Consider the following 24,898-nt stretch of genomic DNA (forward strand, 5'->3'; position numbering starts at 1 on the left):
TTAGCCATTACCAATCACCAACCAACAACAACCAACAAATTACTCATCATCCTTCCGAATAGGTTGTTTTGGCCAGGTAAAGCGAAATGTTGCTCCTTGACCTTCACTCGATTCGAGTTTAATAGTTCCCCCTTGATTTTCTACAATTTTTTTCACTAGCGATAAACCAATGCCTGTATTTTCAACTTTATCGCGAGCTTCCAAAGTTTGGAAGATGACAAAAACTTTATCATGATATTGAGGAGCAATTCCAGGGCCATCATCCGTTACAGCAAACTCGTAAAAATCTTCCTTCTCTTCAAGGGATATTTTCACAGAACCCGATTTGCTGCTGTGATGTTTGACTGCATTACTAATTAGATTAGCAAAAACTTGCTGTAATAATACCCTTTCTGTCGTCAATATTGGCATTCCCGATCCGACTTCCACCTTCAAACTCTCTGGCGGCGCGATAGAATCGATAATTTCTGCTAATAAACTTGCCACATTTACAATTTCTGAGGCTGTTTGGATGCGTCCGACGCGGGAATATTGTAGTAGTGCATCGATCAAAGCTTCCATACGGTGAACTCGACCCCGCAATAGATTCATTTGATGTTGAGTATCCTCAGTCATCGCTTCGCTGAGGTCTTCTTCTATCCAACTACTAAGGTTGGCAATTGCTCTTAGCGGCGCTTTCAAATCATGGGAAACGACATAAGCAAATTGATCTAATTCCTGATTTCGCTTTCTCAAAACTGTTGCTGTTTGACTTAATATTCTAGTTGTCTTTGCCAATTCTTGAGCGCGTTTTTGTAGTGCTTCTTGAGCTTCTTTACGCTCTCTGATATCTTCAACAACTGCCATTAAGTATTCGCCACCATCTTGCTCGCGTAGTAGGGAAACAGTCAAATTGCCCCATACTAATTCCCCATTTTTGCGGAGAAAACGCTTTTCCATCGAATAGATATTAAGTTCCCCTGTTAACAGTTGGTTTATATAGGCCAGCTCAATTTTTAAGTCCTCTGGATGAGTAATATTCTGAAACTTATTTTCTAGCAGTTCTTCCCGACTGTAACCCAAAATATCGCAAAACTTTTGATTAACCAACAGTAACTTGCCTTCCATATTTGTCTGGGCTATTCCCACAGCCGCCTGCTCAAAAGTAGACCGGAAACGTTGCTCGCTTTCAGCAATAGCCACCTCAGCCTGTTTGCGGTCGGTGATATCCTCGAAACTACACATAATTCCGATTACACTATCTTCCCCATTTGTCAGAGGAACTTTGCTAACATCAACCCACATTGTCGAGCTATTTGGCAGTGCAGAAGTAAAAGTTTTAAGTAAGTGATATTGGGGAGTATTAGTTTCGAGAATGTCGCGGCTGATTGCGCGGTAGTGTTCAGCTTGTTCTTCGGGAATAGGCAAATCGTAATCTGTCAGTCCGATGATATCTGTGGGACTTTTTAAACCAAGAATACGGGCAAAGTTTTGATTACAACCTCGATAGATAAAATCTCTGTCTTTCCAGTAGATAAACTGCGGAATGTTGTCCATCACTAATTGCAACATTTGCTGAGAATCTCGCAATGCAAATTCCGCGATTTTGCGATCGCTAATATCGTTATTTATTTGTAAGCTAGCTAAGGGAAGACCATCTTCGTCCCGTTGCAAAGTCCAACGGCTTGCTACTGTTACTTTTGAACCATCTTGCTTAGTGTGTAGGAGTTCGCCTTCCCAAGCTCCATCCCGTAGAAATGCTGCCTTAATTTTGGGTAGAGATTCAGGAAATTCTGTTTGCAAAAGCGTGTGAATATTCTTTCCCATTACTTCCGATTTCCGCCATCCGTAGAGCCTTCTAGCTCCCTGATTCCAATCAGCAATATCATCATTTAGGTCAAGCACTGTAATCGAATCATTCGCTAAATCTAACAGTTGCGATTGTTTGCGGAGGGTTTTTTCAGCTTCTTTGCGCTCGGTAATATCGCGACAAATCCCAATAAATAGTCGCCCCGAAGCTAGCCGCATTTCGCTCACCGCTAACTCCATTGGGAAGGTTGCCCCATTTTTGCGGATTCCCTGGATTTCTTGCTGACAAATGTTGAGTTTTGCAGTAGAATTTGTTAAAAAGTTTTGAAGATAATTCCCCGTGCTATCTTCGTGGGCAGGCTTAGCTATTAGTTTCCTGAGATTCTGACCAATGACTTCTTTCCCTTCCCAGCCAAAAATCTTCTCAGCAGCGAGATTGAATGACTCAATATTACCCTGCTCGTCCAAGGTGAGAATACCATCAGCGGCGTTGTCTACCACTGCTTGAATGCGAGTTTTACTCTCTTGCAAACTAGCTTCTCGGTTTGTTAATTCCCTGTCTAAACGGTCAAATAAATACCAGGAAGCTCCGCCGCCAAGCAAACCGACAAATAAAGCGGCTATTTGTACAAAATTGGTGAGATCGACCCAATGCCGTCTTTCTTCATCTATAATAGCCTGGAACTCTTTCTGACTGACAACAAAATTATTAATTTGCTGCCGCAGGGTATCCATCTGCAATTTGCCTTTGAGCAGAATGTTAGTTAGTTGAGGCGACATTTCAATTTCTCTGCCTAAACTATCAAAACTTTTGAGCGTATTTTCCAAAAAAATTAATTCTTGCTGGGTACTTTTTTTAATTTCTTCAAATCGCTGTAACTGTGCTGGATTTTCTTGCACCATCACTCTGAGTTCTTTGAGCAATTGAGGCAAATTTGCTTTTGCTTTTAAATACGGGTCTAGAAATTCTGGACGCTGCGTCAGACCGTAACCTCGCATTCCCGTCTCAGCATCTACCGCAGTTTTGAGCAAACGGTCAGTTTGTAGTAGTACCTGGTTGCTCTTTTCTATCTGGGCTCTTGTGCTGAGAGTGCGATCGCGCACCCAGGCAATGGCGATCACTGAGGCGAACAGACAAGTTACGGGAATGGCAAGAATTATTGTCCCCCGCTGGCGAGTTGGCCGGTCTACCCACAAAAATTTTACGAGGTGAGATATTGAAAATTTCATTAATTTTTAATTTTGAGATTTTAACAATTTGGCAGCCTCCTATTCTGGCGCTACGCCTATCTTTAGATGGCTTTTAACATGGATGTTATCGATCGATCCTGATGGTTGAACTAGATTAAGGTGAGAGTCAGATTTGTAATTTTGCTCAGCGATCTTTTTGACAGTCCACTTACCTGTATCGGGATCGCGGTCAGCGGTAAAAGGGTTGGCTTTTAGGGGTTGATTGCAAGGTTTAGTCATAGTGCTGCACTCCCGATCTACTTGCTAGTCATATTTTAAGTGCCTCTAAAATGCAGGTTTGTGATAGATAGCAAAGCCAAGATGGGATCTTGGTCACAGAAGGTAGCGATCGCCAAATATGGATCGAGCCTTGGATCTATAATCTATAGCAGAAGGCAGCTATGCAGAAGGCAGAAGTAGAAGAAAAATGTTATTTAGAGTGCAGCTAAGCAATCTACTTAAGGGAGGATGACAACACAAGCGATCGCTTCCGAAAAGCAATTCTGGTGTAACTCCTACTTTACTCAACTTTATTTTCTATTTTTGCCTTAAGGTGAACAGTAAAAGTAGAACCCACCCCCAACTCGCTTTCCACTGTAATATCACCCCCCATCATCTGGCAAAAGCGACGGCTAATCGCCAATCCGAGTCCGGTACCACCATACTTGCGCGTTGTCGAAGCATCTCCTTGATTGAAGACCTCAAACAAACACTGCTGTTGTTCCACTGACATACCAATACCCGTATCAGCTACGCATAAATAAACCCAATCACTATTGCTACCCATTTCGCGAGTTGCACTTAGCCGCACAGTTCCATTTTCAGTAAACTTAAGGGCATTAGAGAGTAAGTTAAAAAGAATTTGCCGCACCTTAGTTAAGTCAGTGAACACTACTCCTAGATCGCTACAGCAAGACACTTCCAATTTATTGGAGTTTTTGTGAGCTAGGGGATGCAGAGTGGCGATGACATCACCGACCAAATCCGCAAGGTCAAAACTCTCCAGGTAAAGTTCCATTTTACCTGCTTCAATTTTAGATAGGTCAAGGATATCGTTAATCAAAGTTAGCAAATGTTTGCCAGCACTGCGAATTTTTTGAATATCGGGGAGCAAATCTTCAAGCCCTTCATCAGAGGCTAATTCTTCTAACATTTCGCTGTAACCAATAATGGCATTCAGAGGAGTTCGCAACTCGTGGCTCATATTAGCTAAGAAAGTGCTTTTTGCTCTGGAAGCTGCTTCTGCTTTGTGCAGTGCTTCTTGCAAAGCTACTTCCGCTCTTTTGCGCTCAGCAATCTCGAATCGGAGTAACTTATTAGCACTCTTGAGCTGAACAGTGCGATTTTCGACAGTTAGTTCTAGTTCCTGCTTCGCCTTAGATAATGCCTGCTGCGCTCTCTGCCGTTCAAAGCCTTCTATTGCTAAGGCAACCAAATTCGCTAGAGAATCAGCAAAAGTGCGCTCCTCCAAGGCCCACTGACGGGGAGGGCCGATATGTTCGTGGGAAACTATGCCCACGATCTGGCCGCCTAGCCGAATTGGTACATTTAAAGTTGATGAGTTCGCGCTCTCGTCTGTAGGCCTTGGAGAGAAGATTTCTGCTTCTTTTGAGTACAATTCCTTTAAAGAGTTTTGAGCCAGAAGTGTCTCAGGCAGAGGCAATCCGAAATGCTCCTCAGCATTCTCTAAGGAGGTATCTAAAAAGCCAGCTCTCAAATCGCTGGTCGAGATTTCTAAACGGTTCCAGTGGCGATCGCTACTACGTTCGTAGAGGTCGAGGCAAACTAATTTTAGATTAGGCTTTTTAGACTTCACAAAATAAGGCTGTTCGTCTAAATTTTTTGCCAGCAAAGCAGTATTGGCCTCTGTTTGGCTATCTGCACTCACGCCCAATCCTAAATCTATTTGAGACTCTGCGGAACGAACGGTAAATCTAAAATCGTTATATAGCCACAGGCTGACTTTATCTACTTCTAGGGTGTGGGCGGCCGTTTCAGTGATTTCGCGAATTGCAGCATTGAGATCCCCAGAGTTAAGAGTCCTTTCTCTGCCAAGTTCCAATAGTGCCAGACTCTGACGGCGGAGCCGTCTTTCACTGTTGAGCAGGACTTGTTCGCCCGCTTTGCGCTTAGTGAGGTCGTAGAGGGCAAATAGTGCCGCTGGTTGACCGCTGAAGGTCAGGGGTTGGACGGATACCATTACCCAGAACGGTGTACCGTCTACTTTTTTGGCTTGCATTTCCCAATTCTGAACGTACCCGTCTCGCGAAAGTGCGTCGAGTACCTTCTCGCGATCGCTCCGATCCCAGTAAAAATCTGGAGTATAGCGATCGATCAAGTCTTCAAGGGATATGCCCAGGAGAGCAGAAAATTGAGCGTTGGCATAGAGTATCTTCCCGTCGGCCACGCGAGCGATCAGCACTGGTACGGGAGTTGCTTGGGCGATCGCTCGAAATCGCTCTTCGCTCTCCCGCAATACCGACTCTGCAAACCCTTGCAGTTGAGCTTCCACGCGATCGGAGTGTTCAGTAGTAGTCTCCAGCAAGATTTCCAGGTCAGCTCTTTCACTCTTAAGCTCAGTAATTTCCGAGCGCAGACGTAAAACCTCCAAAATTAGCTGTTCCTTTGACAATTCTTCTTCCTGCATGGGTTTTGGGTAATTGCGAACTGGCAGTTTGTCTTTAGCGTTAATTCTTGTTTGCCGCTCATTACTAAGTATGGCCTATCCCCCATATTCCGTTACAGCATTTTCCTTCCTTATTCCAGTTCCAATTCTAAGGAAGGCATTAGTCGCTGCAAGTTCTTCAACGATTTTCCCTGCCAGAGTATCTCCTGAGATCCTCGTACCGCAATCTGAATATTCTTTTGCTGGCGCACCCTGATCACAAACTTAGACAGAATGTTGATTCCAGAACTATTTAAAAATTCTAGCTCTCGCAAATCCAAAGTAATTTTCTTTGGCTGTGCGTCAGCCACATCATTGAGCAACTGCACGATGGGCGCGTACTCTTCCATTTTACTCAGCCGGAATGAACCCTGGCAGGTAATTGTCTCAGTAGCGCTGTCGTACCAAATGCAGTAATCTTTACTCTTGATCTCCATAGTGCGTGCTAGTTGTCACAGGTGAGTTGCGATTTTAATGGGTAATTTAGTCCGTAGGGGGACTTTTGAGGTGTTAGTGGATCTCCACTTACTGCTGGTAACTCTTGCTGCGGGAGGGGGGCTTCGCCGAGCGTACCGGAGGGCATAGAGGGGCCAAAGCGCCGAGATGTGGGAAAGGGGCCAGAGGAGGTTGGAGACTTTACCTTACTAACAGGGCTGGGTACTGTTGACCAGTCATCTCCTGACTGGGCATTCAATTCTCAATTGCCTCTCATGTCAATATATGCGTGATTATGCGTAAATCCCAACCAATTCCCAATTTCTGTTTTCCACGCTCAAATACTATTAGTTTAGAACACAACCGTATCTAAAAATGTGAAAATCCATATTTTTTTGCTATTGACAATAGTAACAAAATCTAATTATAGTAATGTCAGCTTTCAGGCAGCCCTTAAAAGGGAAGTATTATTTAGTTTAATTCACTCTTACCTCTGCCTGTACAAAATGCAGTCTAGCCGTCATCCAGGAGCGTCTAATGGCAATTTCAGAAATCACAGAGAAACTTTTGTCTGCTAAAAAAGCTAAGGGTATTACCTTTGGTGAGTTAGAAAAAATTGTCGGGCGCGATGAGGTTTGGATTGCGGCGGTGTTTTACCGTCAAGCTACTGCTTCTGAAGATGAAGCGGAGAAAATTGTATCAGTTTTAGGGTTAGATAACAGTGTAGCTCAAAGCTTAACAGAACCACCCTTAAAAGGTTCCCTGGAGCCGGTTATTCCCGTAGATCCGCTGATTTATCGCTTCTATGAAATTATGCAAGTGTATGGGATGCCTCTGAAAGCAATAATTCACGAAAAATTCGGCGATGGCATTATGAGCGCCATTGATTTTACTCTTGACGTTGAAAAAGAAGAAGATCCTAAAGGCGATCGCGTTAAGGTCATCATGTCTGGTAAATTCTTGGCTTATAAGAAGTGGTAATTGGTAATTGGTAATTGGTAATTGGTAATGGCTAATGGCTAATGGCTAATGGCTAATGGCTAATGGCTAATGGCTAATTGCTAATTGCTAATTGCTAATTGCTAATTGCTAATTGCTAATTGCTAATTACACATCCTCCCCATCTCCCCCATCCTCCCCATCTCCCCCATCTCCCCCATCTTCCCTATCTTCCCCATCCTCCCCATCTCCCCCCTCTCCCCCATCTTCCCTCTCTCTTCCTCTTTCCCTAGCCCCTAGCCCCTAGCCCCTTCTTTTCTTCTTTCTACTTAATCATTTCTAATAATTGAGCTTCTGAAAGTTGCACAATTCCCAATTCTTGAGCTTTTTCTAACTTAGAACCGGCATCTTCACCTACAACTAAATAGTTAGTTTTAGCACTAACAGAATTTGTAACTTTTCCCCCAGCTTTTTGAATCAACTCTTTCGCTTCATCTCGCTTTAGCGTTGGCAAAGTTCCCGTAATTACAAAAACTTTACCTGCCAACAACAAATTTTTACCTTCTACCTTGTTGCTAGTTGCTTCTGACTTCAGTTGTAACCCCGCAACTTTCAGACGTTCAATTAAATTCTGATTTGCAGGTACTTGAAACCATTGATATACAGACTGGGCAATTTCTGGGCCAATACCATAAACTCCCTCAATAGTCGCCGCAGATGCCGCTGCTAACTGTTCGACATCGGGAAACCTTTCTGTTAACAATACGGCATTAACACTGCCCACATGACGAATGCCTAAACCGTACAATATCCTTGACCAAGGTTGAGTCTTAGAATTAGCAATTGCCCCAACTAATTTATCGGCTAACTTCTTGCCCATTCTTTCTAAATTCATCAATCTTTCCACAGTTAAATCATAGATATCTGCCACAGAATGCACTAAATTACTATCAACTAACTGCTGCACTAATTTTTCACCAATGCCATTAATATCTACTGCATCTCGGCTACAAAAATGAATCAGCGCACCCCTTAAAATAGCTGGACAAGATGTATTAATACAGCGAGTAACCGCCTCACCTTTTTCTCTGACAACTGGTTGGCCGCATTCTGGACAGCAACTAGGCATTTGAAAGGATTGAGCACCTTCCGGGCGCAGTTCAGGTAAAACCCGTACTACTTCCGGGATAATTTCACCAGCTTTGCGAACAATTACTGTATCGCCAATGTGGATATTTAAGGATAAAATGCGATCGCTATTGTGTAGCGTCGCCCTGGAAACAGTTGTACCCGCTAACTGCACCGGTTTTAACTCTGCAACTGGCGTTAGCGCCCCGGTTCTCCCTACGGAAACTGCGATTGACTCAACTAAAGTAGGGGCTTCCTCAGCGGGATACTTGAGGGCGACGGCCCAGCGGGGGAATTTCTGAGTAAAACCTAGTTGTTTTTGCAATCGTAAGTCATTAATTTTAACAACAACTCCATCCGTCATATAAGGCAAGTTTCGCCGTTCGATATCCCAATATTGGTAATATTCCCGAACTTCATCCAAAGCAAGACAAAGTTGCCGATTGGGATTGACTTTAAACCCCATTTGTTGCAATAATTCCAAAGATTTACACTGAGTATCTGCGACCTCAATATCTTCTTTACCTGGTATTTGTAGCGTATAAGCAAAGAAATCTAAACGGCGTTTAGCCACAATTTTTGAATCTAATTGCCGCAATGTACCTGCGGCGGCATTGCGAGGATTAGCAAATAGGGAATCGCCAGATTTTTCTCGTTCTTGATTGATTTCTTCAAACACAGCTAAGGATAAAAAGGCCTCTCCTCGAACTTCTACCAATGGTGGACAATCTTCTAATTGTAGTTGTAATGGTATCGAGCGAATTGTCTTGACATTTTGGGTGATTTCTTCACCAGTAACGCCATCTCCGCGTGTTGCACCTCGGACTAAAATGCCATTTTCATAAGTTAGGGCTAAAGCAGAACCATCAATTTTTAACTCGCAAACATATTTGGAGACTGGGGAGGTTTTTTGACTTGATTCCAGAGTGTTTCCTGTTGCCAATTCCCCCTCATTAGTCCCGATTCCCCTCTGCCAACGTTCCTCCCATTTGATAAATTCCTCAATATTGAAAGCGTTTTCTAAACTGTAGAGAGGGATATTATGTCTAACGCTGGAAAAGTGGGTGGCTGGTTTTTCTCCAACTCGCTGAGTGGGACTTTCCAGGCTGATTAATTCGGGATGTTGGGTTTCTAGTTCTTGTAGTTCGCGATAGAGGCGATCGTACACCTCATCTGGCATAATTGGCGTATCCAGAACATAGTAAGCATAGCTAGCTTCCTGTAATTGTTTTCTCAATTGTTGGACTCGTTGCTGAACTTCTGGCATCATAATCAATTTTAGATTTTAAATTAAATAGATGGACACAATGAAGCGTAGGGTGGGCGCTCGCCTCTCTCAAGAATTAAAAATGTAAAATTAAAAATTAAAAATTTAATTGATTTCCTTTTTGATTTTTAACTTTTAATTTTTAATTGGATTTAGCTATGATTTACAGGCTGGTTGCGGCGAGCGCCCACCTTATGTTTAATTATGTCCGACTACTTAAGGAATAAATAAGGAGTCAGAAATCAGGAGAAAGTATTTCATCCTAAAATTGACTCCTCTTCTTAGTTGAATCTAAATTCTGACTAATTCCTCACAAATTCAGATTCGAGAAGTCACTAAACTTACGGGTTTCAGTGGCGACACTCGCAAAACCATCACCATTTTCACTGTCACCATTCAAACTGCCATTAGTTTCCGGTTTAAAGAGTTCTTCAACAGCCGCACGTTTCAAAGCTAGGGGTTCTGCGTGTTCTACCTGAAATACATTCGCGTAGAGATTGGCGATAATTTGTTTTCCTCCTTGAGTCAATTCTAAGTAACTCAAAGCGGCAGGGATGTAAGGAAAAACGCCGTTCCAGTAAAATTTGGCATAATTCCGCCGCAAATCTCCGGGGGATTTATAGCCTAAGATTTTATTAGTGCCGACTTCTTCAAACTCGTAGAAAAGAGCACTAATTTTTCGCAAATAATTCGGATCGCTAAGTTGGCCAATTAAGTCAGCGGCGCGAGCAAGTCCCGAATAATTATGCCGATCTTGATGAGTTTCACCAGCAGGTACAGGGAAGCGAGTCAGTTCAATATTGCGTTTAATTTGTTCGGCATCAATTAGTTTGTGGCCACCAAAACGCTCATCGATTACTAATTTACCTCGGTCAACATGATAAGGTGTGAGACTGGCAGAAGTTGCACCAATTGGTATCGAAACCATTCCTCCATCAATGCCAGTGGCGTAGAGTCCAACAGCTTCTTGGTCTTGGCGGCAAACACCTTTGACATAACCGATGTCGTGAGACAACAAAGAAATGATATAGTGTAGCCAGTCTTCAGGGGAGACACCCCCTTCGCGGATGTGTTTGCCCCGGAGGATGTCCTGTCCTACTAGGGCAACTAACATACTGTGTTCGACATTGTGATAGAGAGCGTCGCAATTAGCGATGTTTTCCAGAGCCATGTTCCCCGCCCAGGCAATGATATCGGGGTAATCCGGCTTATATTTACCGTAGGTACGGCGGTATCCAGCCTGTAGCTCTTGCACGAAAGCGTCAATTAGGATCGCAGTTGCATTAAACATTGTGATTTCTCTCACTCAAGCTTTAAGGGCGAAAATCAATCAGGAAGTTTTAGGTAGTTGCATAAATAATAATTGGCGATCGCGTATAAGTTGACATAAATCGGATTGAGTAGTATTTGCGAACTACCGATGCACCAGAGAATATTTTTAGAGTTATATACTCACCATAACCTAAATCCCACAGAATCTCATCTGGCTCTGTACTATTAGATGATGGTGAGAGAACTGCTAGGTGTCAGAGTTATGAACCGTCTGTTAAGGAGTCTGTCTGAAGGAGCAAAACGCGCGGTGCGGCCGATCGCCCTGAGATACTTGGGGTTGTGCAGCATTGCGGTTCTGGCTGCTGCCCCGGCCTTGGGAGCACAGCGAGTTTACGTGACTTATGGCCCCCTGGAAATTTCAGTGCCCATAGAGTCTTTAGAGCTGTTTGTGCAGACAGGCGTAATCGATCACACTTGGGATGGCTTCGCTCAGTACGCCAACCAGCAGCAGCTAGCTCAGTTGCGACAGGCACTGCAAGCAAAGGCCGAAGTCAGCCCCGTGACTATTTCTCAGTTCCTTTACACCCCCCAAGGTGAAGTGTTGCTGGAACGTTTGGGGCGAGTCGTGCAGACAAAGGGGCGACAGCCTGGTTTTTATGCAATTCGAGCGGCGTTAATTCTAGCAGCGGCAGATGCAGAGGGTTTGACACCGATCAATGTGCTCAAAAAATTTCCGACTTATGGGATTCGGATCGATATTGCACGGGGGTTAGAACTGGTTAATCAGCTAACGGCTTTGGTAAATAGGTCAAACCGAGCGATCGCAGGAGTAATCGAGTTGGCAAACGCCCAAGCTGCATCGGAACCAGCAGTTAACCTTTCCGAGTTCCAAACTCCAGACCGACGGGGGGCGCTGAGTTGGGAAAAAGTTTCTCTGACAATGATGAGTAAAAACCGCCAGGGGCGTAGTTTTCCCTTCGATCTGTATTTGCCTACAGGCGGGTCATTACCGGCACCATTAATTGTCATTTCTCACGGTTTAGGCTCAGACCGCTACTCCTTTGCCTATTTAGCCGAACATTTGGCCTCTTACGGATTTGCCGTTGCTGTCCCGGAACATCCCGGTAGCAGTTCTCAACAGTTGCAGAACTTGGTGGTAGGTAGAGCAAGTGAGGTGGCCCAACCTACAGAATTTGTCGATCGCCCTCTAGATATTAAGGATCTGCTCGATTTCCTAGATACCCTTCCTGCATCTGACCCCAAATATCAAGGAAAAATGGACTTGCAGCGAGTGGGGGTAATCGGTCAGTCTTTCGGCGGCTATACAGCTTTGGCTTTAGCGGGGGGAGGGATTAATTTTGAGCAACTAGATAAGGATTGCGAGCAAGAGTTCGATACTTGGAATATTTCGTTACTGCTTCAATGTCGCGCTCAAACTCTGCGCCGTCGGGATTACAATTTGAGCGATAGCCGGGTTAAAGCTGCGATCGCCATCAATCCGATTGTCAGCAGCATTCTAGGCGAATCAAACCTCAGCCAAATTCAAGTCCCTGTAATGATTTTAGCTGCCACTGCCGATACAGTTGCACCAGCGGTGCTCGAACAGATTCAACCCTTTACCTGGCTAACAAACCCTGAGAAATATCTCGTACTGCTCAACAACGGCACACATTTCTCGACGATCGATGAATCCCCTGAGAGTGTTTTCCGGGTTCCTACTAATGCTATTGGCCCCGAACCGGCCTTAGCTCGTCGCTATCTTAACGGATTGAGTGTGGCTTTTATGGAAACCTATCTGGCTAACGACCAAAATTTCCGCCGTTATCTCCAACCTTCTTATATCAAAGGAATTAGTAAAGATGTGTTGGGCCTAAGTATTTTGCGATCGCTGAGTAAGGAGCAGCTCGAGCAGTTGCTCAGCGGTAAAAGCAGCCCCACTCTTCCTGCATCTCCACCTCAGCCGGCCCCTGCGAAGCCTTGAGGGTCAAGGTATAGCAACCGCCAGGGCGGTTACGATGCTCAGGGCTAGGGGCTAGGGGCTAGGGAAAGAAGAGAAAGAAGGGAAAAGGGGGAAGAGAGTCAATGGTTTGAGCCATGAGCAAGTGTCCTAACCGTTGTGGCGGTTGCTATATTTGGAATTAGCTGACACTACTTTACAGATTAAGTGGGAATTTTAGCGATTTTGGTGGGATGCGATCGCTTTAGGTGCGGTGATTAAGCGGATGAACAGGTTTATAACCGCTTTAGGTCAAGTCATCAGTTTGGGAAAGATAATATTTTCCCCAAAAACAAGTAAATTTATCTCGACTGAAATGCAGTTTTCTCCAAAATTAGCCTAACGTCAGATGGATTTCTTGAGACTTCAAGTTGCCAATAACCAAAGCCACCATGCTGATTAACAGCTTGAATCCACCGATCTAAAAATCCCCATTTAGCCTCATCTTGGCGAGTTGGTTGTCCTTTGGTTTCCAAAATCAAGAAATTGCCATTTTTCAGTCGGATAATGAAATCGGGGCGATATTTACGCACAATTCCATCAAAAATATACAAAATTTCAAATCCCAGATGATCGTTTTTCACCCAAGCATCAACATAGTCATTCCGATCCAGTTCAAAAGCTTCGCTGGCTTCCCATGTACTATCAAAAATGCAACAATTAATATGGGATTTTTGGGTATACTCGCAAGGTTTACCTGTATGCCAGGGACGCATATCAGATGTAGAACGGATGGGATGTTCTGGATCGAATACTGGTTCAATTACTTCTGTATTTTCTAAATAAATAGCTTGCCAAATGTGCTGAACAATTTTACTCATATTGAGAGTAATCAGAATCCGCCGTTTAATTTCATCCAAACTAAATAATGGTGGATTAATTTCGATGAAATCTGACTGGATAAATTCTTCGACTAATCGAATCAGTTTGGCTAGTAAGTATTCTCGATTACCTTGCCAACCAGGTTTCATCTGGTCAAAAATATCTCTGGCAGCTTCAAAAGCAATTTTTTGCATCCGAAATTTTTCACCCAAATCTTCTAAGTTGATCGTCTCAATTCTGGTCACATCCGGTTTACCATCCAAAATAGCGGCGAGATCTGCTTGTGTGCTATTGTCATAGGCATCTAACTTTAAAGGTTTAATCTGACTCAAATCGAGTTTTAGTTCTGGTTTATAAATATAATCAATGCGGACAATATTGGGAAACCTCATTTCAAACTGCTGTTTTTCAGGATCGGGTTTAATTTCAGTTTTAGGATTAGGTGGTGGGGGTGGAGTTCCTTCGGTAGATTCGTGGGGAAGAAAGGTAAAAGGAACACCAAAAATATTAACATATTCGGCTTCAAGTAGGTTTGTTTCTGGGTTGATGTCGTAAGTAGTTCTCCGTAAACCTCTACCTACGACTTGTTCGCAGAGAAGTTGGCTGGTGAATGCGCGAATCCCCATAATATGCGTTACAGTTTTAGCGTCCCAACCTTCAGATAACATCCCAACAGAAATAACATTTTGAATTTGTTCCCCAGGCTTTCCAAGTTGACCAACTGTATCAACTGTTTTTCGTAAAAGTTCTGCTTGTTCTTTCTTTGAAAGTTTGCGAATAGGTTCATCCTCAGAGTTATCATCTTCGCTATTTTCTGCGGCTGTATCTTGGATTTCGGTACTTTCTTCTTGGGATTCTGCCATTTTTAAAACATTAGAATCAATGTGTAAAGTGCGTTCTGAGTTACAGAGTTCTTCGATATGAATTTTGTGATGATCGAAAGCATATTTAATTCTAGCCGCAGTTTCGGTACGGTTAGCAATAGAAATCATGGCTGGTGGAACTTTATGCCCCGATTCTTGCCATGATTTCGCCGTTTCTAGCCAATCTTTTCCGAGTAAAAGATAGCCGTTAGCCAGCAAATCCGGGAGGGATTCATCAGGTTTAGCTTTACGATTGATATCATCATAAACTTCGGGATCTCGATAGAGATGATAAAGGCGAGATTTATAGTCTTTTGTTAATTTGCTATCGTCACGAATCACCACGCGAGGAGTTTTAACTAAGCCAGATTCAATGGCATCATTTAAGCCAAAATCGCTAACAATCCAGCCAAATAAAGCTTCTTCTGAACTCTTTTTACCAGAGGGTGCAAAGGGTGTGGCAGAAAAGTCAAAACAGGTGAGAATTTTTCTAGCTTGATGAATGCGATCGAGTCCACCAACCCATTTTGTAGCCTCGTCTAATTCTTCTTTACTAATACCTTTAATTTTGGATTCAGCAGGTATGCGCCATGCGTGGTGTGCCTCGTCGTTAATAACAATAATGTTGCTAGAATTGGCAACTTCTCCTAATACTTCTCTAGCGTAGGCTTCGTTACTTTTTGCACCGCGTTTATCAACTCCTTTCTTCTTTTTTATTTGTTCTTCAGTTTCCCAATTCAAGGCGTGCCAGTTGCGGATTAAAACTTTCCCTTGACGAATTTTATCGAATAATCCCAGAGGCACAATATTGAATATTTCATAGTAGTTATTTTCCGCAGAGGGAAGCAGAACTTGTAGGCGATTTCTAACAGTTAGTCCAGGTGCAACAATAAAAATGGCTTTAGAAAAACGGGGATCTTGGGGATAGGTAACTTTATTGATAATTTGCCATGCAATTAACATCGCCATAACGATAGTTTTGCCCGAACCTGTTGCCATTTTGGAACACAGGCGTTTGAAGTTTCCGCCATCGTCAGGAATATCAATACCAACTTTTGCAGAGGGTGGGGATTCTGTTAGCCAGATTAGGGTTTTTATGGCTTCTAACTGACAGAAAAAGAAGGGAAAATCCCGTTCTTCTGATTTGTCCCAGTGTTCTAGCAGACGCTTGGTAACGCCTGTGACACCGGGGTATCCATCATCGCACCAAGCTTTGACGCGGGGACGAATTTGGTTAACTAAAGGAATCTCGACAAATTTACCGGCATCGTCGGAAGTTTTAGAGTTTTCGGAAGCAATAATATAGCCTGCGGGTCGTCTTCCTGCTGCTAGGTTGAATAGGCGAGAAGTGCGATCGTAGTGCCAATATTTTTGCGGTTCTTCGTAGGGAGAATTGATAATGAGTTGATCGATCGTAGTTTTTGATGACATAATGCTTCAATTTGTTGGACGTATCAACCAGATCGCATAATTGGGTAACTGCGGGACAAAGTTTGAGGTTTTCCTGTCTTATGTTATTCCAGTGAAATAAGACGGCTGGATCGAAATCTTATTATAGTAAAACGCTTTTTAGTATAATAAGATTGATCGTCTGAATACTTACTCACCATTAAAAATCTGCACGGCGGTCAAATTCAACCCAGGAAACACTAAAGACTCAACTCTTTCATCTCCTCGAAATAACTTAATTTGATACTCACCATCTACTAGCTGATAAACTGATAAAGTAGGCTGTTTCGGAGAACCTATATAACGGCTACCACCTAAACCTAAATAATCGACTATCCAATATTCGGGAATGCCTAATGCTTCATAATCAATCATTTTATGTGCATAATCATCCCGCCAATTTGTGCTGACAACTTCAACAACTAACTTTATGGAATTTCCTTGAGTAATAACGGATTCTTTTTCCCATCGAGATTCATTGGCTGCTACGGCTTGTTTATCTAATACAATGACATCTGGATCGTATCCAGAGTTATCGCAAAATTTAATTGTACATTCCTTGGGAATAAAGTAAGGAAGCTGTAGTCGCCTGATTTCTAAACCAAACTCGACGGCCTGAAAACCCGCGATCGCAGAATGTTGACCAGTTGGATTTGGCATTTCAACAATAACTCCGTTATGTAATTCATAATGTCCGTTTTCTGGTTTCCATTCCAGAAATTCATCAAAAGTTATTAACTTGGATATTGTTTGAGTCATTGGAAAAACCTCCAACTTTTTAATGTAGTTATCTAAAATTACATCTTTTTTATTGATAGCCAGAGTCATAGTTATATTCTCCACAATTAAATACCTAAAACCATACACCATTCTAAAATTTCCGGGTCTTTAGTTCCTTTTGCTGGTATAGAAGGTTCGCCAATAACCCGAATTATTAATTCCGGTTGTCTAATCCGAAGTTGAGTAGGATAAATCGGGTCAACATTTTCATCAATAAGATACTTGAGTGCCATTTTTTTTCTGTCTTTCCATCTTAATTTGTTGGAGTCTTATCGAAGCTGGATGAGGGTTTAATTCTTGGGCTTTTCTTTGTTGATGTGACCATTCTAACCAGTCTTCAATATATTTATTTACGGCTTCTTTATTGGTTAAATAATAAAGGATTGTCGCGTAAATTTGATCGAGAGTTAGAGTGGAAAAGTGTTTTAATATTTCCTCTGGTGAACGTTGACGATAAATATATTCATAAAGGATGCTTTCTATTCCCACTCTTGTCCCTTTTACTCGAATGTCATCGGGTGCTAAAAAATCAAAATATTCTTCTATTAGCATGGTTTATTTCTCCATTTATTGATTAAGGTTTGATTGATATTCAAAGTCATAGTTAGATTATAGCACTCACCCAGAAACCGGGTTTCTTAGGTTAACCGAATAATCTTCAAACTCTCAATTCCCCGATCGTCCACAATTTTAACAGCAACCTGCTGATATTCTCCCATTTCAAAAGGCAAGGAAACAGTCCCCTGATAAGACTCGATTAAATCCTCGTCAATTTCAGCTTTTAAATTCTTAGCTAAGCGCGACCAAGCATCTTTTTCTCCTGCCATCGGGAAGAAAACCTGACGGGGGAAAATACTTCTCCCATCATAATCAATATCTAACATCCAAACCGCAATTTTTTCCACACTACCAGACTCAATATTTCCGGTTTTTGTGTTATAATAATCAAAGCCAAAAACTTCGACTTGCCACTTATCTTTATTTTCTCCTTTCTCGATCCGCCGCAGCGCAACATCTGGCTGACCAATCAACCAAAAACTCTCATTACTAGCCCGTTTTTTCTTCAAATCTTCTGTTAGTAAATCGGCGTTCATTTGCGCTTTTAATAATGTGACTCCCGGCCAATTGGTTTCTTCGATATCTTTGGCGGCTTCCGGGTCAAATTGAAAAGCAGCAAAGACAATTAATTTGGGTTTGGGAACTAAAGTTTGTGCTTCTTCAATGGCTTGGGTGACTTGTCTTTGTTCTAAAGGTGCGTGTTGTGACCCGAAGGAAATTACCACTCGCATTGGTTGACCATAACTACCACCAGTTTCTTTTACTGTATTAGCGCCCAGGTCATTTGGTTTAGTTTCGGCATCGGCATGAAGCCAACGAGTTCCGGGTAAAGATTCGACTCTGGAGAATAAAATATATTGCCCGTTTTTACCACGAATCCCCGTTTTTAGCAGTTCATCTCGCCATTCTGATTGGCGTAAAGTTTCGCCAGAACGGGCGATTGAATTGTCAGGAATGGGGGGATTGATAATATCGTCAATTGGTTTTACTGTGGGTGCGGGTACGGCTTCGACGGTGAAGGGGCCAGTAACTCTGGCTTTGGATTTGTCTAATAATGGTTGGTCGTAAAGTGTTTCTTGGCCTGCGTATTTATTAATGGCTTGTTCGATTTCTATGCGATTCATGCCTTCCCGAATTTCGGGGTTATTGGCAATAGATTTGAGGGTGATATGAGGGACAGTTTTGTATTTGAATCCATCGCTTACGCCTGCTTGGGAATTTGCTAGTTGATAATAGTCAAAGGTGGCGGTCATTAACCTTTGTTTGGCTAGGGTTATTGCTACTCTTGAAGTATCGCAAGTTATCCATCTGCGTCCCCATTGTTCGGCTACGTAGGCTGTTGTACCGCTACCGCAGGTGATGTCTAGGACTAAATCACCTGGTTTAGTTGTCATTAAAATACAACGTTGAATCGCAGTTTGATTAGTTTGAACAACATAAATTCTATTACTTACGCCTCCTAAATCATCCCAGTAATTTGATAATGGAATTACAGGATAATCATCGAAGTACCTCTTTAAATGTATTTGATTACCCAGTGCAACAATACGCCCTTGTTTTGCTACCTTTTGTAAATCCTCTGGTGTAACTCCCCAGTGACGGTTACTACCTGGATGATACTTTCTGCCTTGAAATTCAAATTCAATAGTAGTTGTTGGTCTGAAGCCATCTGACGTTAGCGGATAAGCTCTCCAAATTTTGCTACCTGCTGGTAATGTTTCTAAATCAGCAATTTCATCATTAGTTAGAGGTCGATCTGTTTTATCTGGTAGTTCAACCATTGAATAACCAGTACCACCAGCACTTCTCAGCTTCCGTTGAATAAATAATTTTTTAAAGCTTTTTGCTGCTTGCTGAAAATCCTTGACATACCAAAGTAGATAATCACAATTTGATTGAATAAAAGCTCCCGTAGAACTACCTGTTTTTTGAATTGAAATTATAACTATAAATTTATCTATTCCAAAAACCTCATCCATCAATTCCCTAACATGATGCAAGTTTTCATCCGAAATCTGCACAAAAATACTACCAGTTTCGGACAATAACTCCCTCGCCAATAACAATCTATCTCTTAAATAAGTCAAATAAGAATGAATCCCCAATTCCCAAGTATCCCGAAATGCCTTAATCATTTCCGGTTCTTGAGTCAAATCCTCATCTTTCCCATCTTTGACATCGCGCTTATTCACAAACGGCTGAAAATTGGAACCATATTTAATCCCATAAGGCGGATCGAAATAAATCATCTGCACTTGTCCCGCCATTCCCTCTTTTTCTAATAGGGAGTTCATCACTAAAAGCGAATCTCCAGCTACTAAGCGGTTACTCCAATTATGCTTGTGCTTGTAAAATTCGATCGCCTGTCGAATCGGCGGATTTTCCTCTGCTATTTCAAACAGAGATAACTGCACACCCTCGCTTTGATTTTGCTTACGAACTGCTTCTATAATGGTGCGAGGATCGATGCGTTCGTGAACGTGCAATGATACAGTTGGCACTTCAAAATTAGTATGTTCTGCCTTACCCGCCCAAACTAATTGGGGGTCAAGGTGCGGATCGTAGCTATAATTTTTATTATCCCCATCAGGATCGGTTTCTGGCGTAACCAATCCCACAGGTGGGTTATTGACTCGTTGCTGATTTTCGTGATTATATTGATCGATCTTTCTTTGGTCAGGTTTCTTTTGCCTTGCCATGCGACATCCTCTAGTCAAAGTCTTTACTTTACAATTTATCTGATCGCACAGGTTTACCAGATTTTAAGGATGCGATCGCACTCTCTCAATCAAACTCTACCACTTGCCACCTCAGCGAAAGTCGCGATCGCCCTCACTATTTTCTATTCCGCCAGAGGATAAACTGGGAAAACCTGATTTGTTAACTCTGGTTTTTTCAATGGACACAACAGGACTCGAACCTGTGACCCCTACGATGTCAACGTAGTGCTCTAACCAACTGAGCTATGCGTCCGCACCATTTATAAATTTAGCACAGCTTTTTCCTTAATGTCAAGTCTTTTTTACCTCTATTTATTTCAGCCCCAGCAGGATGAACCCGCTAGGGCTGAATTTTGAGCAATCCCTTAACAACTGGGAAAAATCCCAAAGAAATTGGCTCTGATACCCCTTTTAGGGATCAAAAGTCTTCTTACCGCTAAATTTCAAAGTAGCCGGATTGGGATTACTACCGATATTACGTTCAACGCTACCTACTTTGGGGCGGCCTTCATTCACCTTCTCAGGGAAAACGCCATCCTTGGGATGCAGGTACTCCGTCGAACCGTCGGGAAAAATGCGGTAAATCTTGTAATTCGTGATTTTGAACTTGGCTCGCAGTTGTTGACCGCCTAAAGCGATGCACTGCTCTTTACGAGGTAAATACAGCAGATTGTCGCCTTGACGCATAATGGCCGCGCCGCCAGTAGGCATCTCAAACACTTGCTCCTTGGGGCTACTCCAAGTAATAGCGTACTTTTCTTCGACTAGCGCCTTGGTCAGCAAGCCGCCGGTGCTGCCGCCGAAAATGGGGGGTTGTCCAGTGAGTTGTTCTGCCATAGATATTTCTGAAGATTTTTACGGCATAGTATCACTCAGAGGTTCCTTGTCTGTTCAAATCGTAAGGAACTGTAACAGTTAGGTGCGGAGCGGGAGCATGGGGGCTCGGTGGCCCGGAGTGGAGGAGAGCGCACAGAGGAACCGGGAAGAGGTGAGAATGGGTCTACATTCTATCCTGAAAAGCTGATTCACTTTCGGATTGTAGTAGAACTGAGTAATAATCTTGAGAGCTTTTTTCTACCAGATTAAATTATCTGCTTTCTTGCTGACTAGACTTATATACTAATAATATAACGCCGCATCTGGCTGGTAACTCTACCGCGAATAAGGCGGGTTATCAATTAATTAATCAGTTCTATTCCCTACTTAAGGAGAAACTCATGCCGCTAAAAAATTATGGTGTTTTAAAAGGTCGGCCTGTAGGCAGCCGTTTAGCTAAAATCTCTAATGCTCATTATCAAATCCATCTAGTTTCAAAAGATACGGACTACCGCATTGCTATTAATGTTCAATCCAAACTAGAACCATCTGAACTTGAGTATTTAGTAGATGAAAATTTCTCTCACCCCCTATTAACTGGTTTGTTAGATTTGCCTTGGGGATTCAATGCTGTGGAAAGAAAGCCTGGGGGTTTAGCTTTGGATTTTATTCGCGGCAATTTATTCGATCGCAAAAACATGATTCCCCTGCCCTTTGATATACCGGGCGTTGACAATGATTTAAATGAAAAAATTGACAAGTATGTAGAAAGAGCGATGGCCGATGAAAATGCTCTGATTTATGCTTTTGGTGAAAAGTGGGGCCCCGAAACTATTAAAGATAAAATCTTTGGCTTTTTGCCTGGTAATGGGATTCACGATATCCACATGAATCAGGGTAATGTTGGTAAATTTATCGCGGATGATGGCGTGTGGCAAGATGGGGGAATGTTGATACATTTCCCCTCGGATAATCGCTGGGTGGCTATTTTTCTAAAGTTTCAGTCGCAAACTTGGCACACTGATGATACAACTGGACACCAAATTGAGACTATCGCTGCACCGATTTCAGGCGGGTTTTTGGAGAAACCGCAGCAGATGGCTAAGGTGGAAGAACATGATGATGTGATTCGGATTGTGGCGGCTTTGGTAAATCCCATTGGTACTGATGCTGGCAAGGAAACCGTAACTTTACTTAATACTTGTTCGCAGGCGATTGACTTGAAGGGATGGGCGATCGCAGATAAGTTTAAGAATAAGTTTACTCTCTCTGGTACTGTGGCTGCGGGTGCAACTTTTGTGGTGACGCTGCCAGCTAATGTACAACTTAGTAGCAAGGGTGGTATTATTACGTTATTGAATAACCAAGGCTTAAAGGTTCATGGAGTCTCCTATACTCAGCAGCAATCAGAGCGTGAGGGTTGGACGATTGTATTTTGATTGGTAATGGGTAATGGGTAATTGATAATGGGTAATTGGTAATTGGTAATTGGTAATTGGGATATACAGATTTTACAGATTCCTCTGATTTCACAGACTAAACGATCGTGACTCTAACTAATCCGTGTAATCCGTGTAATCCGTAAAATCCGCGTTCATAATTGGTAATGGGTAATTGGCATATTCGTCCCCTGCTCAAGAGCTCAAGAGCTTCCCATCTCCCCTTCTATTCCTAAAAATCTATCTTTAGGAATAGAGATAAAAGCAGCAAAATCAACAAAATTAATGATAAGACTTACGCACTAAATTAGGAGAAAAAAGGATGTCTAAAGAACAAAAAAGCAACAAAGAAACCAAAAAACCAAAAAAAGATGCTCAAGAAAAAGAAAATAAAAAGAACAAAGACCCCAAAAGATATGACAGTTAGTAAGCAGAACAAGGTACTTGTGGGATTTTTAAAGCCTTGAGCTGCTCACTGCTGCGGTAAAAATTTCTCAACCCGTCGCACTCATTTCTTGCATTTGCCCAACTGTCATATTACCCGCCGCAGTTAAACAGAAATAGCGCCTTGTCGATTCTGGCATTGTGGCTCCGGCTAACTCAGTACCCTCAAAATTGGCTCCCATTAACGTCGCCTCGCTCAAGTCGGCTTGGCTTAAGTTTGCCTGAGACAGTCTACTCCAGTTTAAGTTTGCTTGTACTAAGCAAGCTCGCACCAGATTTGCCTTTGTTAAGTCTGCTCCCGTTAACTTGACGCTACGCAACTGAGCTGCGTAAAAATTTGCCCCCACCAAGTTTGACCCTTCTAAGTTCACTCCATTAAGTTTCGCTTCGCTCAAGTTGACACCATTGAGATCCACTCCCCCCAAATCGATACCGTTGAGATGAGCTTTCCTGAGACTAATACCTGTTAGTTGAGCTCCAAAAAGTTTTGCACCGCTGAGTTTGGCACCGTAGAAATTGGCCCAGTTGAGATTAGCTCCCGTCAGATTCGCGCCCCGCAGGTTAGTTAATTGCAGCTCGGCACTGCATAAATTGGCGTTCCAGAGGATAGCATTGCGTAGGTTAGCGCCGGTTATGTTCGCGCCGCTGAGTTTTGCTCTGGGTAGTTTTGATTTTACTAGGAAAGCTCCGCTGATGTTTGCCTTCGTGAGGTCAGCATCCGCCAGTCTAATTTCGCCCATTTTGGCAAAACTTAGATTCGCTCTGTGGAGGGAAGCGCCATTGAGTTCTGATTTTGTGAGAAAGGCCCGGCTCAGATTAGCTCCCGACAGGTTAGCCCCGGAAAGGTTGACTCCGATCAAGATGGCTCCGCTAAGGTTAGCCGAGCTGAGATCGGCTCCAGCAAAGTCTCTGTCTCCGTTCTCGTAACGCTTGAGCAGTTCGCTTACTTCCATCTAAGTAGACTCCTGATACCAGCAATTTAAGTATATATCTTAACTCTTAATAAAGATTTTATATTTGTTTTTGCCTGCGCGATCGCACTCGATCGCAGTGCAGGAATTAACTTAATATTTCTAAACACTAATTGTTACTTTGTATTAAGTTTTTATAAGTTTGATTGTAAAATTTGAGCAAAATAAACTTTATAAATACACAAAAATATCTGTAACGCCCCCCTCTGGACGGTAGAGTCACCCCCCAGAGAGCTGCCTTACGTACCCTATTTCACTTTTTAACTGGCTCTGAAGGTAAGAAAAACCGTACATTTCCATCCTCGCCCTGTTCCATTCGAGATCCCAAGGATAACAGAGCACTCTTGGCTCTTTCCCGGACTAAGGGATCTGTGGCTTCGTAGTAAACCGAACTCCAAGCCTGAAAGCGTATAAAGGTACTATCGGGGTCTTGTTTCAAGAATTCGGCTGTTTGTCGCAATAGCGGCGCGATTCTCGGATCGCCAGTTCCTAAAGCCCAGTCCGCAGCCATTTCATGAGAGCGAATAGCGCCAGGGATATCCCCTAGTAGAAGAAATTGATCGAGACCTTTAAACCGCCACACCCGCCAAGCTTGAGGGTCAATCTGGGGAGAAAGAGCATCAGTACCGCGATCCATCATGGGAATGGCGACTTCAGGTTTGCCCAGATAGTAGGAAATTGCTGTAGAAAGAAAAGGATAGATATCAACCCATCGCGGGTCACGCATGGTTATGATATCAAAGTAGGGTGTATTGAGAGCATAGCCAGTTTGCGATCGCACCTCGCTATCGCCAAAATACTGGATGAATTTCAGGAAAGTCCAATCTGCAATTAAATTATCAAACCCAAAAGTAGGCGAAACTTTGGCCAATTGGAGCCGTAGAGCTTCTTGCTCTTGGAGTTCAGACAAGCTAATCGCAGGTGCGCCCGATGCGCTTGCACCATTTTGACCATCTACCGATAGCCCCCCCAATTGCCGATCGCTCTGCATCACAGTAATACCTGCCAACGCAGTCAAAACTATAGCGATGTTGGCGATTTTCCCTAACCACTTTTGGGATTGTTCAACTTTCCTATCCACTGCACATCCAATTTGTAGCTTTTAATTTAATAGACTTACGTATCACGCTTGGGAACGCAAGAGTCAAAGCAGTGAATGTACTGCCTTGAGGGTGGCGCTACAAATAGATTTCGCAAGTCCTATTTAAGTTTAATCAAATAAAGCTGTCATTGCTTGGCAATTCATAGAGAAGGTCGCTAGACTATTTAAAGGATAATAGCCTCCTGCCAATTAAGTATTCTGGTTTTAGATTTTA

At 42.8% G+C, this 24,898-nt stretch carries 20 protein-coding genes and 1 tRNA gene; 5 read left to right on the plus strand and 16 right to left on the minus strand.

From position 1 onward, the window contains the following. Positions 1 to 39: 39 nt before the first annotated feature. The 5 genes from OSCIL6407_RS0123735 to OSCIL6407_RS36550 all read right to left on the minus strand — a co-directional run bounded on the left by OSCIL6407_RS0123735 (position 40) and on the right by OSCIL6407_RS36550 (position 6,377). Complete coding sequence (locus OSCIL6407_RS0123735) at positions 40 to 3,018, minus strand: PAS domain S-box protein (RefSeq protein WP_007353840.1); 2,979 nt, start codon at positions 3,016 to 3,018, stop codon at positions 40 to 42. 39 nt (positions 3,019 to 3,057) lie between these two features. Beyond that, positions 3,058 to 3,258: a hypothetical protein gene (locus OSCIL6407_RS0123740; protein ID WP_007353839.1), complete on the minus strand. Its 201-nt coding sequence runs from the start codon at positions 3,256 to 3,258 to the stop codon at positions 3,058 to 3,060. A 280-nt stretch (positions 3,259 to 3,538) separates the two neighbouring features. After that, on the minus strand, positions 3,539 to 5,665 hold the full coding sequence (locus OSCIL6407_RS0123745) for an ATP-binding protein (protein ID WP_007353838.1): 2,127 nt from the start codon (positions 5,663 to 5,665) through the stop codon (positions 3,539 to 3,541). A gap of 110 nt (positions 5,666 to 5,775) precedes the next feature. Beyond that, a complete protein-coding gene (locus OSCIL6407_RS0123750; RefSeq protein ID WP_007353837.1) occupies positions 5,776 to 6,120 on the minus strand; it encodes a slr1659 superfamily regulator in 345 nt (114 codons plus the stop codon). 8 nt (positions 6,121 to 6,128) lie between these two features. Beyond that, positions 6,129 to 6,377: a hypothetical protein gene (locus OSCIL6407_RS36550; RefSeq protein ID WP_007353836.1), complete on the minus strand. Its 249-nt coding sequence runs from the start codon at positions 6,375 to 6,377 to the stop codon at positions 6,129 to 6,131. 278 nt (positions 6,378 to 6,655) lie between these two features. Here OSCIL6407_RS36550 and cynS point away from each other — a divergent pair, with 278 nt between their 5' ends. Continuing rightward, positions 6,656 to 7,099 carry a cyanase gene (gene cynS, locus OSCIL6407_RS0123755; RefSeq protein WP_019487750.1) on the plus strand — a complete coding sequence of 148 codons (444 nt, stop codon included), beginning with the start codon at positions 6,656 to 6,658 and terminating at the stop codon, positions 7,097 to 7,099. A gap of 112 nt (positions 7,100 to 7,211) precedes the next feature. Continuing rightward, positions 7,212 to 7,364, plus strand: coding sequence for a hypothetical protein (locus OSCIL6407_RS37305; protein ID WP_155523423.1), 153 nt, complete (start codon positions 7,212 to 7,214; stop codon positions 7,362 to 7,364). An 18-nt stretch (positions 7,365 to 7,382) separates the two neighbouring features. Here the strand turns inward: OSCIL6407_RS37305 and ligA are convergent, their stop codons facing one another. Together ligA and OSCIL6407_RS0123770 are read right to left on the minus strand one after the other, a co-directional pair. Next, on the minus strand, positions 7,383 to 9,455 hold the full coding sequence (gene ligA / locus OSCIL6407_RS0123765) for an NAD-dependent DNA ligase LigA (RefSeq protein ID WP_007356561.1): 2,073 nt from the start codon (positions 9,453 to 9,455) through the stop codon (positions 7,383 to 7,385). 307 nt (positions 9,456 to 9,762) lie between these two features. Next, positions 9,763 to 10,743 carry an Npun_R2479 family HD domain-containing metalloprotein gene (locus OSCIL6407_RS0123770; RefSeq protein ID WP_007356560.1) on the minus strand — a complete coding sequence of 327 codons (981 nt, stop codon included), beginning with the start codon at positions 10,741 to 10,743 and terminating at the stop codon, positions 9,763 to 9,765. Positions 10,744 to 10,986: 243 nt separating this feature from the next. On the opposite strand from OSCIL6407_RS0123770, the gene OSCIL6407_RS0123775 reads away from it, so the two are divergent. Next, the gene (locus OSCIL6407_RS0123775; protein ID WP_019487753.1) at positions 10,987 to 12,705 is read left to right on the plus strand and encodes an alpha/beta hydrolase; all 1,719 of its coding nucleotides are present in this window, start codon (positions 10,987 to 10,989) and stop codon (positions 12,703 to 12,705) included. 317 nt (positions 12,706 to 13,022) lie between these two features. Here the strand turns inward: OSCIL6407_RS0123775 and OSCIL6407_RS0123780 are convergent, their stop codons facing one another. The 5 genes from OSCIL6407_RS0123780 to OSCIL6407_RS0123800 all read right to left on the minus strand — a co-directional run bounded on the left by OSCIL6407_RS0123780 (position 13,023) and on the right by OSCIL6407_RS0123800 (position 19,891). After that, positions 13,023 to 15,836 (minus strand): BPTD_3080 family restriction endonuclease, encoded by a 2,814-nt coding sequence (locus OSCIL6407_RS0123780; RefSeq protein WP_007356558.1) that lies wholly within the window; start codon positions 15,834 to 15,836, stop codon positions 13,023 to 13,025. Positions 15,837 to 16,004: 168 nt separating this feature from the next. Continuing rightward, the gene (locus tag OSCIL6407_RS0123785) at positions 16,005 to 16,613 is read right to left on the minus strand and encodes a Uma2 family endonuclease (protein ID WP_026103840.1); all 609 of its coding nucleotides are present in this window, start codon (positions 16,611 to 16,613) and stop codon (positions 16,005 to 16,007) included. 86 nt (positions 16,614 to 16,699) lie between these two features. Then, positions 16,700 to 16,867 (minus strand): hypothetical protein, encoded by a 168-nt coding sequence (locus OSCIL6407_RS35570; RefSeq protein WP_007356556.1) that lies wholly within the window; start codon positions 16,865 to 16,867, stop codon positions 16,700 to 16,702. Beyond that, a complete protein-coding gene (locus tag OSCIL6407_RS0123795; RefSeq protein ID WP_007356555.1) occupies positions 16,845 to 17,186 on the minus strand; it encodes a DUF433 domain-containing protein in 342 nt (113 codons plus the stop codon). Before OSCIL6407_RS0123795 ends, OSCIL6407_RS35570 begins: the two co-directional genes overlap by 23 nt. An 86-nt stretch (positions 17,187 to 17,272) precedes the next feature. Continuing rightward, positions 17,273 to 19,891, minus strand: coding sequence for a site-specific DNA-methyltransferase (locus OSCIL6407_RS0123800; protein ID WP_007356554.1), 2,619 nt, complete (start codon positions 19,889 to 19,891; stop codon positions 17,273 to 17,275). Here OSCIL6407_RS0123800 and OSCIL6407_RS35575 point away from each other — a divergent pair. Then, on the plus strand, positions 19,880 to 20,053 hold the full coding sequence (locus OSCIL6407_RS35575) for a hypothetical protein (RefSeq protein WP_155523424.1): 174 nt from the start codon (positions 19,880 to 19,882) through the stop codon (positions 20,051 to 20,053). The two genes, OSCIL6407_RS0123800 and OSCIL6407_RS35575, sit on opposite strands and share 12 nt — an antisense overlap. 38 nt (positions 20,054 to 20,091) lie before the next feature. Here OSCIL6407_RS35575 and OSCIL6407_RS0123805 read toward each other — a convergent pair. Beyond that, positions 20,092 to 20,165: transfer RNA gene (locus tag OSCIL6407_RS0123805), tRNA-Val, on the minus strand. Between the two features lie 158 nt (positions 20,166 to 20,323). Then, positions 20,324 to 20,749, minus strand: a complete 426-nt coding sequence (gene psaD / locus OSCIL6407_RS0123810; RefSeq protein ID WP_007356552.1) for a photosystem I reaction center subunit II PsaD — start codon at positions 20,747 to 20,749, stop codon at positions 20,324 to 20,326. 380 nt (positions 20,750 to 21,129) lie between these two features. On the opposite strand from psaD, the gene OSCIL6407_RS0123815 reads away from it, so the two are divergent. Then, positions 21,130 to 22,167 carry a DUF2278 family protein gene (locus OSCIL6407_RS0123815; protein ID WP_007356550.1) on the plus strand — a complete coding sequence of 346 codons (1,038 nt, stop codon included), beginning with the start codon at positions 21,130 to 21,132 and terminating at the stop codon, positions 22,165 to 22,167. 494 nt (positions 22,168 to 22,661) lie between these two features. Here OSCIL6407_RS0123815 and OSCIL6407_RS0123825 read toward each other — a convergent pair whose 3' ends face one another. Both OSCIL6407_RS0123825 and OSCIL6407_RS0123830 read right to left on the minus strand, forming a co-directional pair. After that, positions 22,662 to 23,564 carry a pentapeptide repeat-containing protein gene (locus OSCIL6407_RS0123825; RefSeq protein WP_007356022.1) on the minus strand — a complete coding sequence of 301 codons (903 nt, stop codon included), beginning with the start codon at positions 23,562 to 23,564 and terminating at the stop codon, positions 22,662 to 22,664. Between the two features lie 271 nt (positions 23,565 to 23,835). After that, entirely contained in the window at positions 23,836 to 24,663 is an 828-nt protein-coding gene (locus tag OSCIL6407_RS0123830; protein WP_007356023.1) for a hypothetical protein, read from the minus strand. Between the last annotated feature and the right edge of the window lie 235 nt (positions 24,664 to 24,898).

Source organism: Kamptonema formosum PCC 6407 (assembly GCF_000332155.1).
Taxonomy (GTDB): Bacteria; Cyanobacteriota; Cyanobacteriia; order Cyanobacteriales; family Microcoleaceae; genus Kamptonema; species Kamptonema formosum.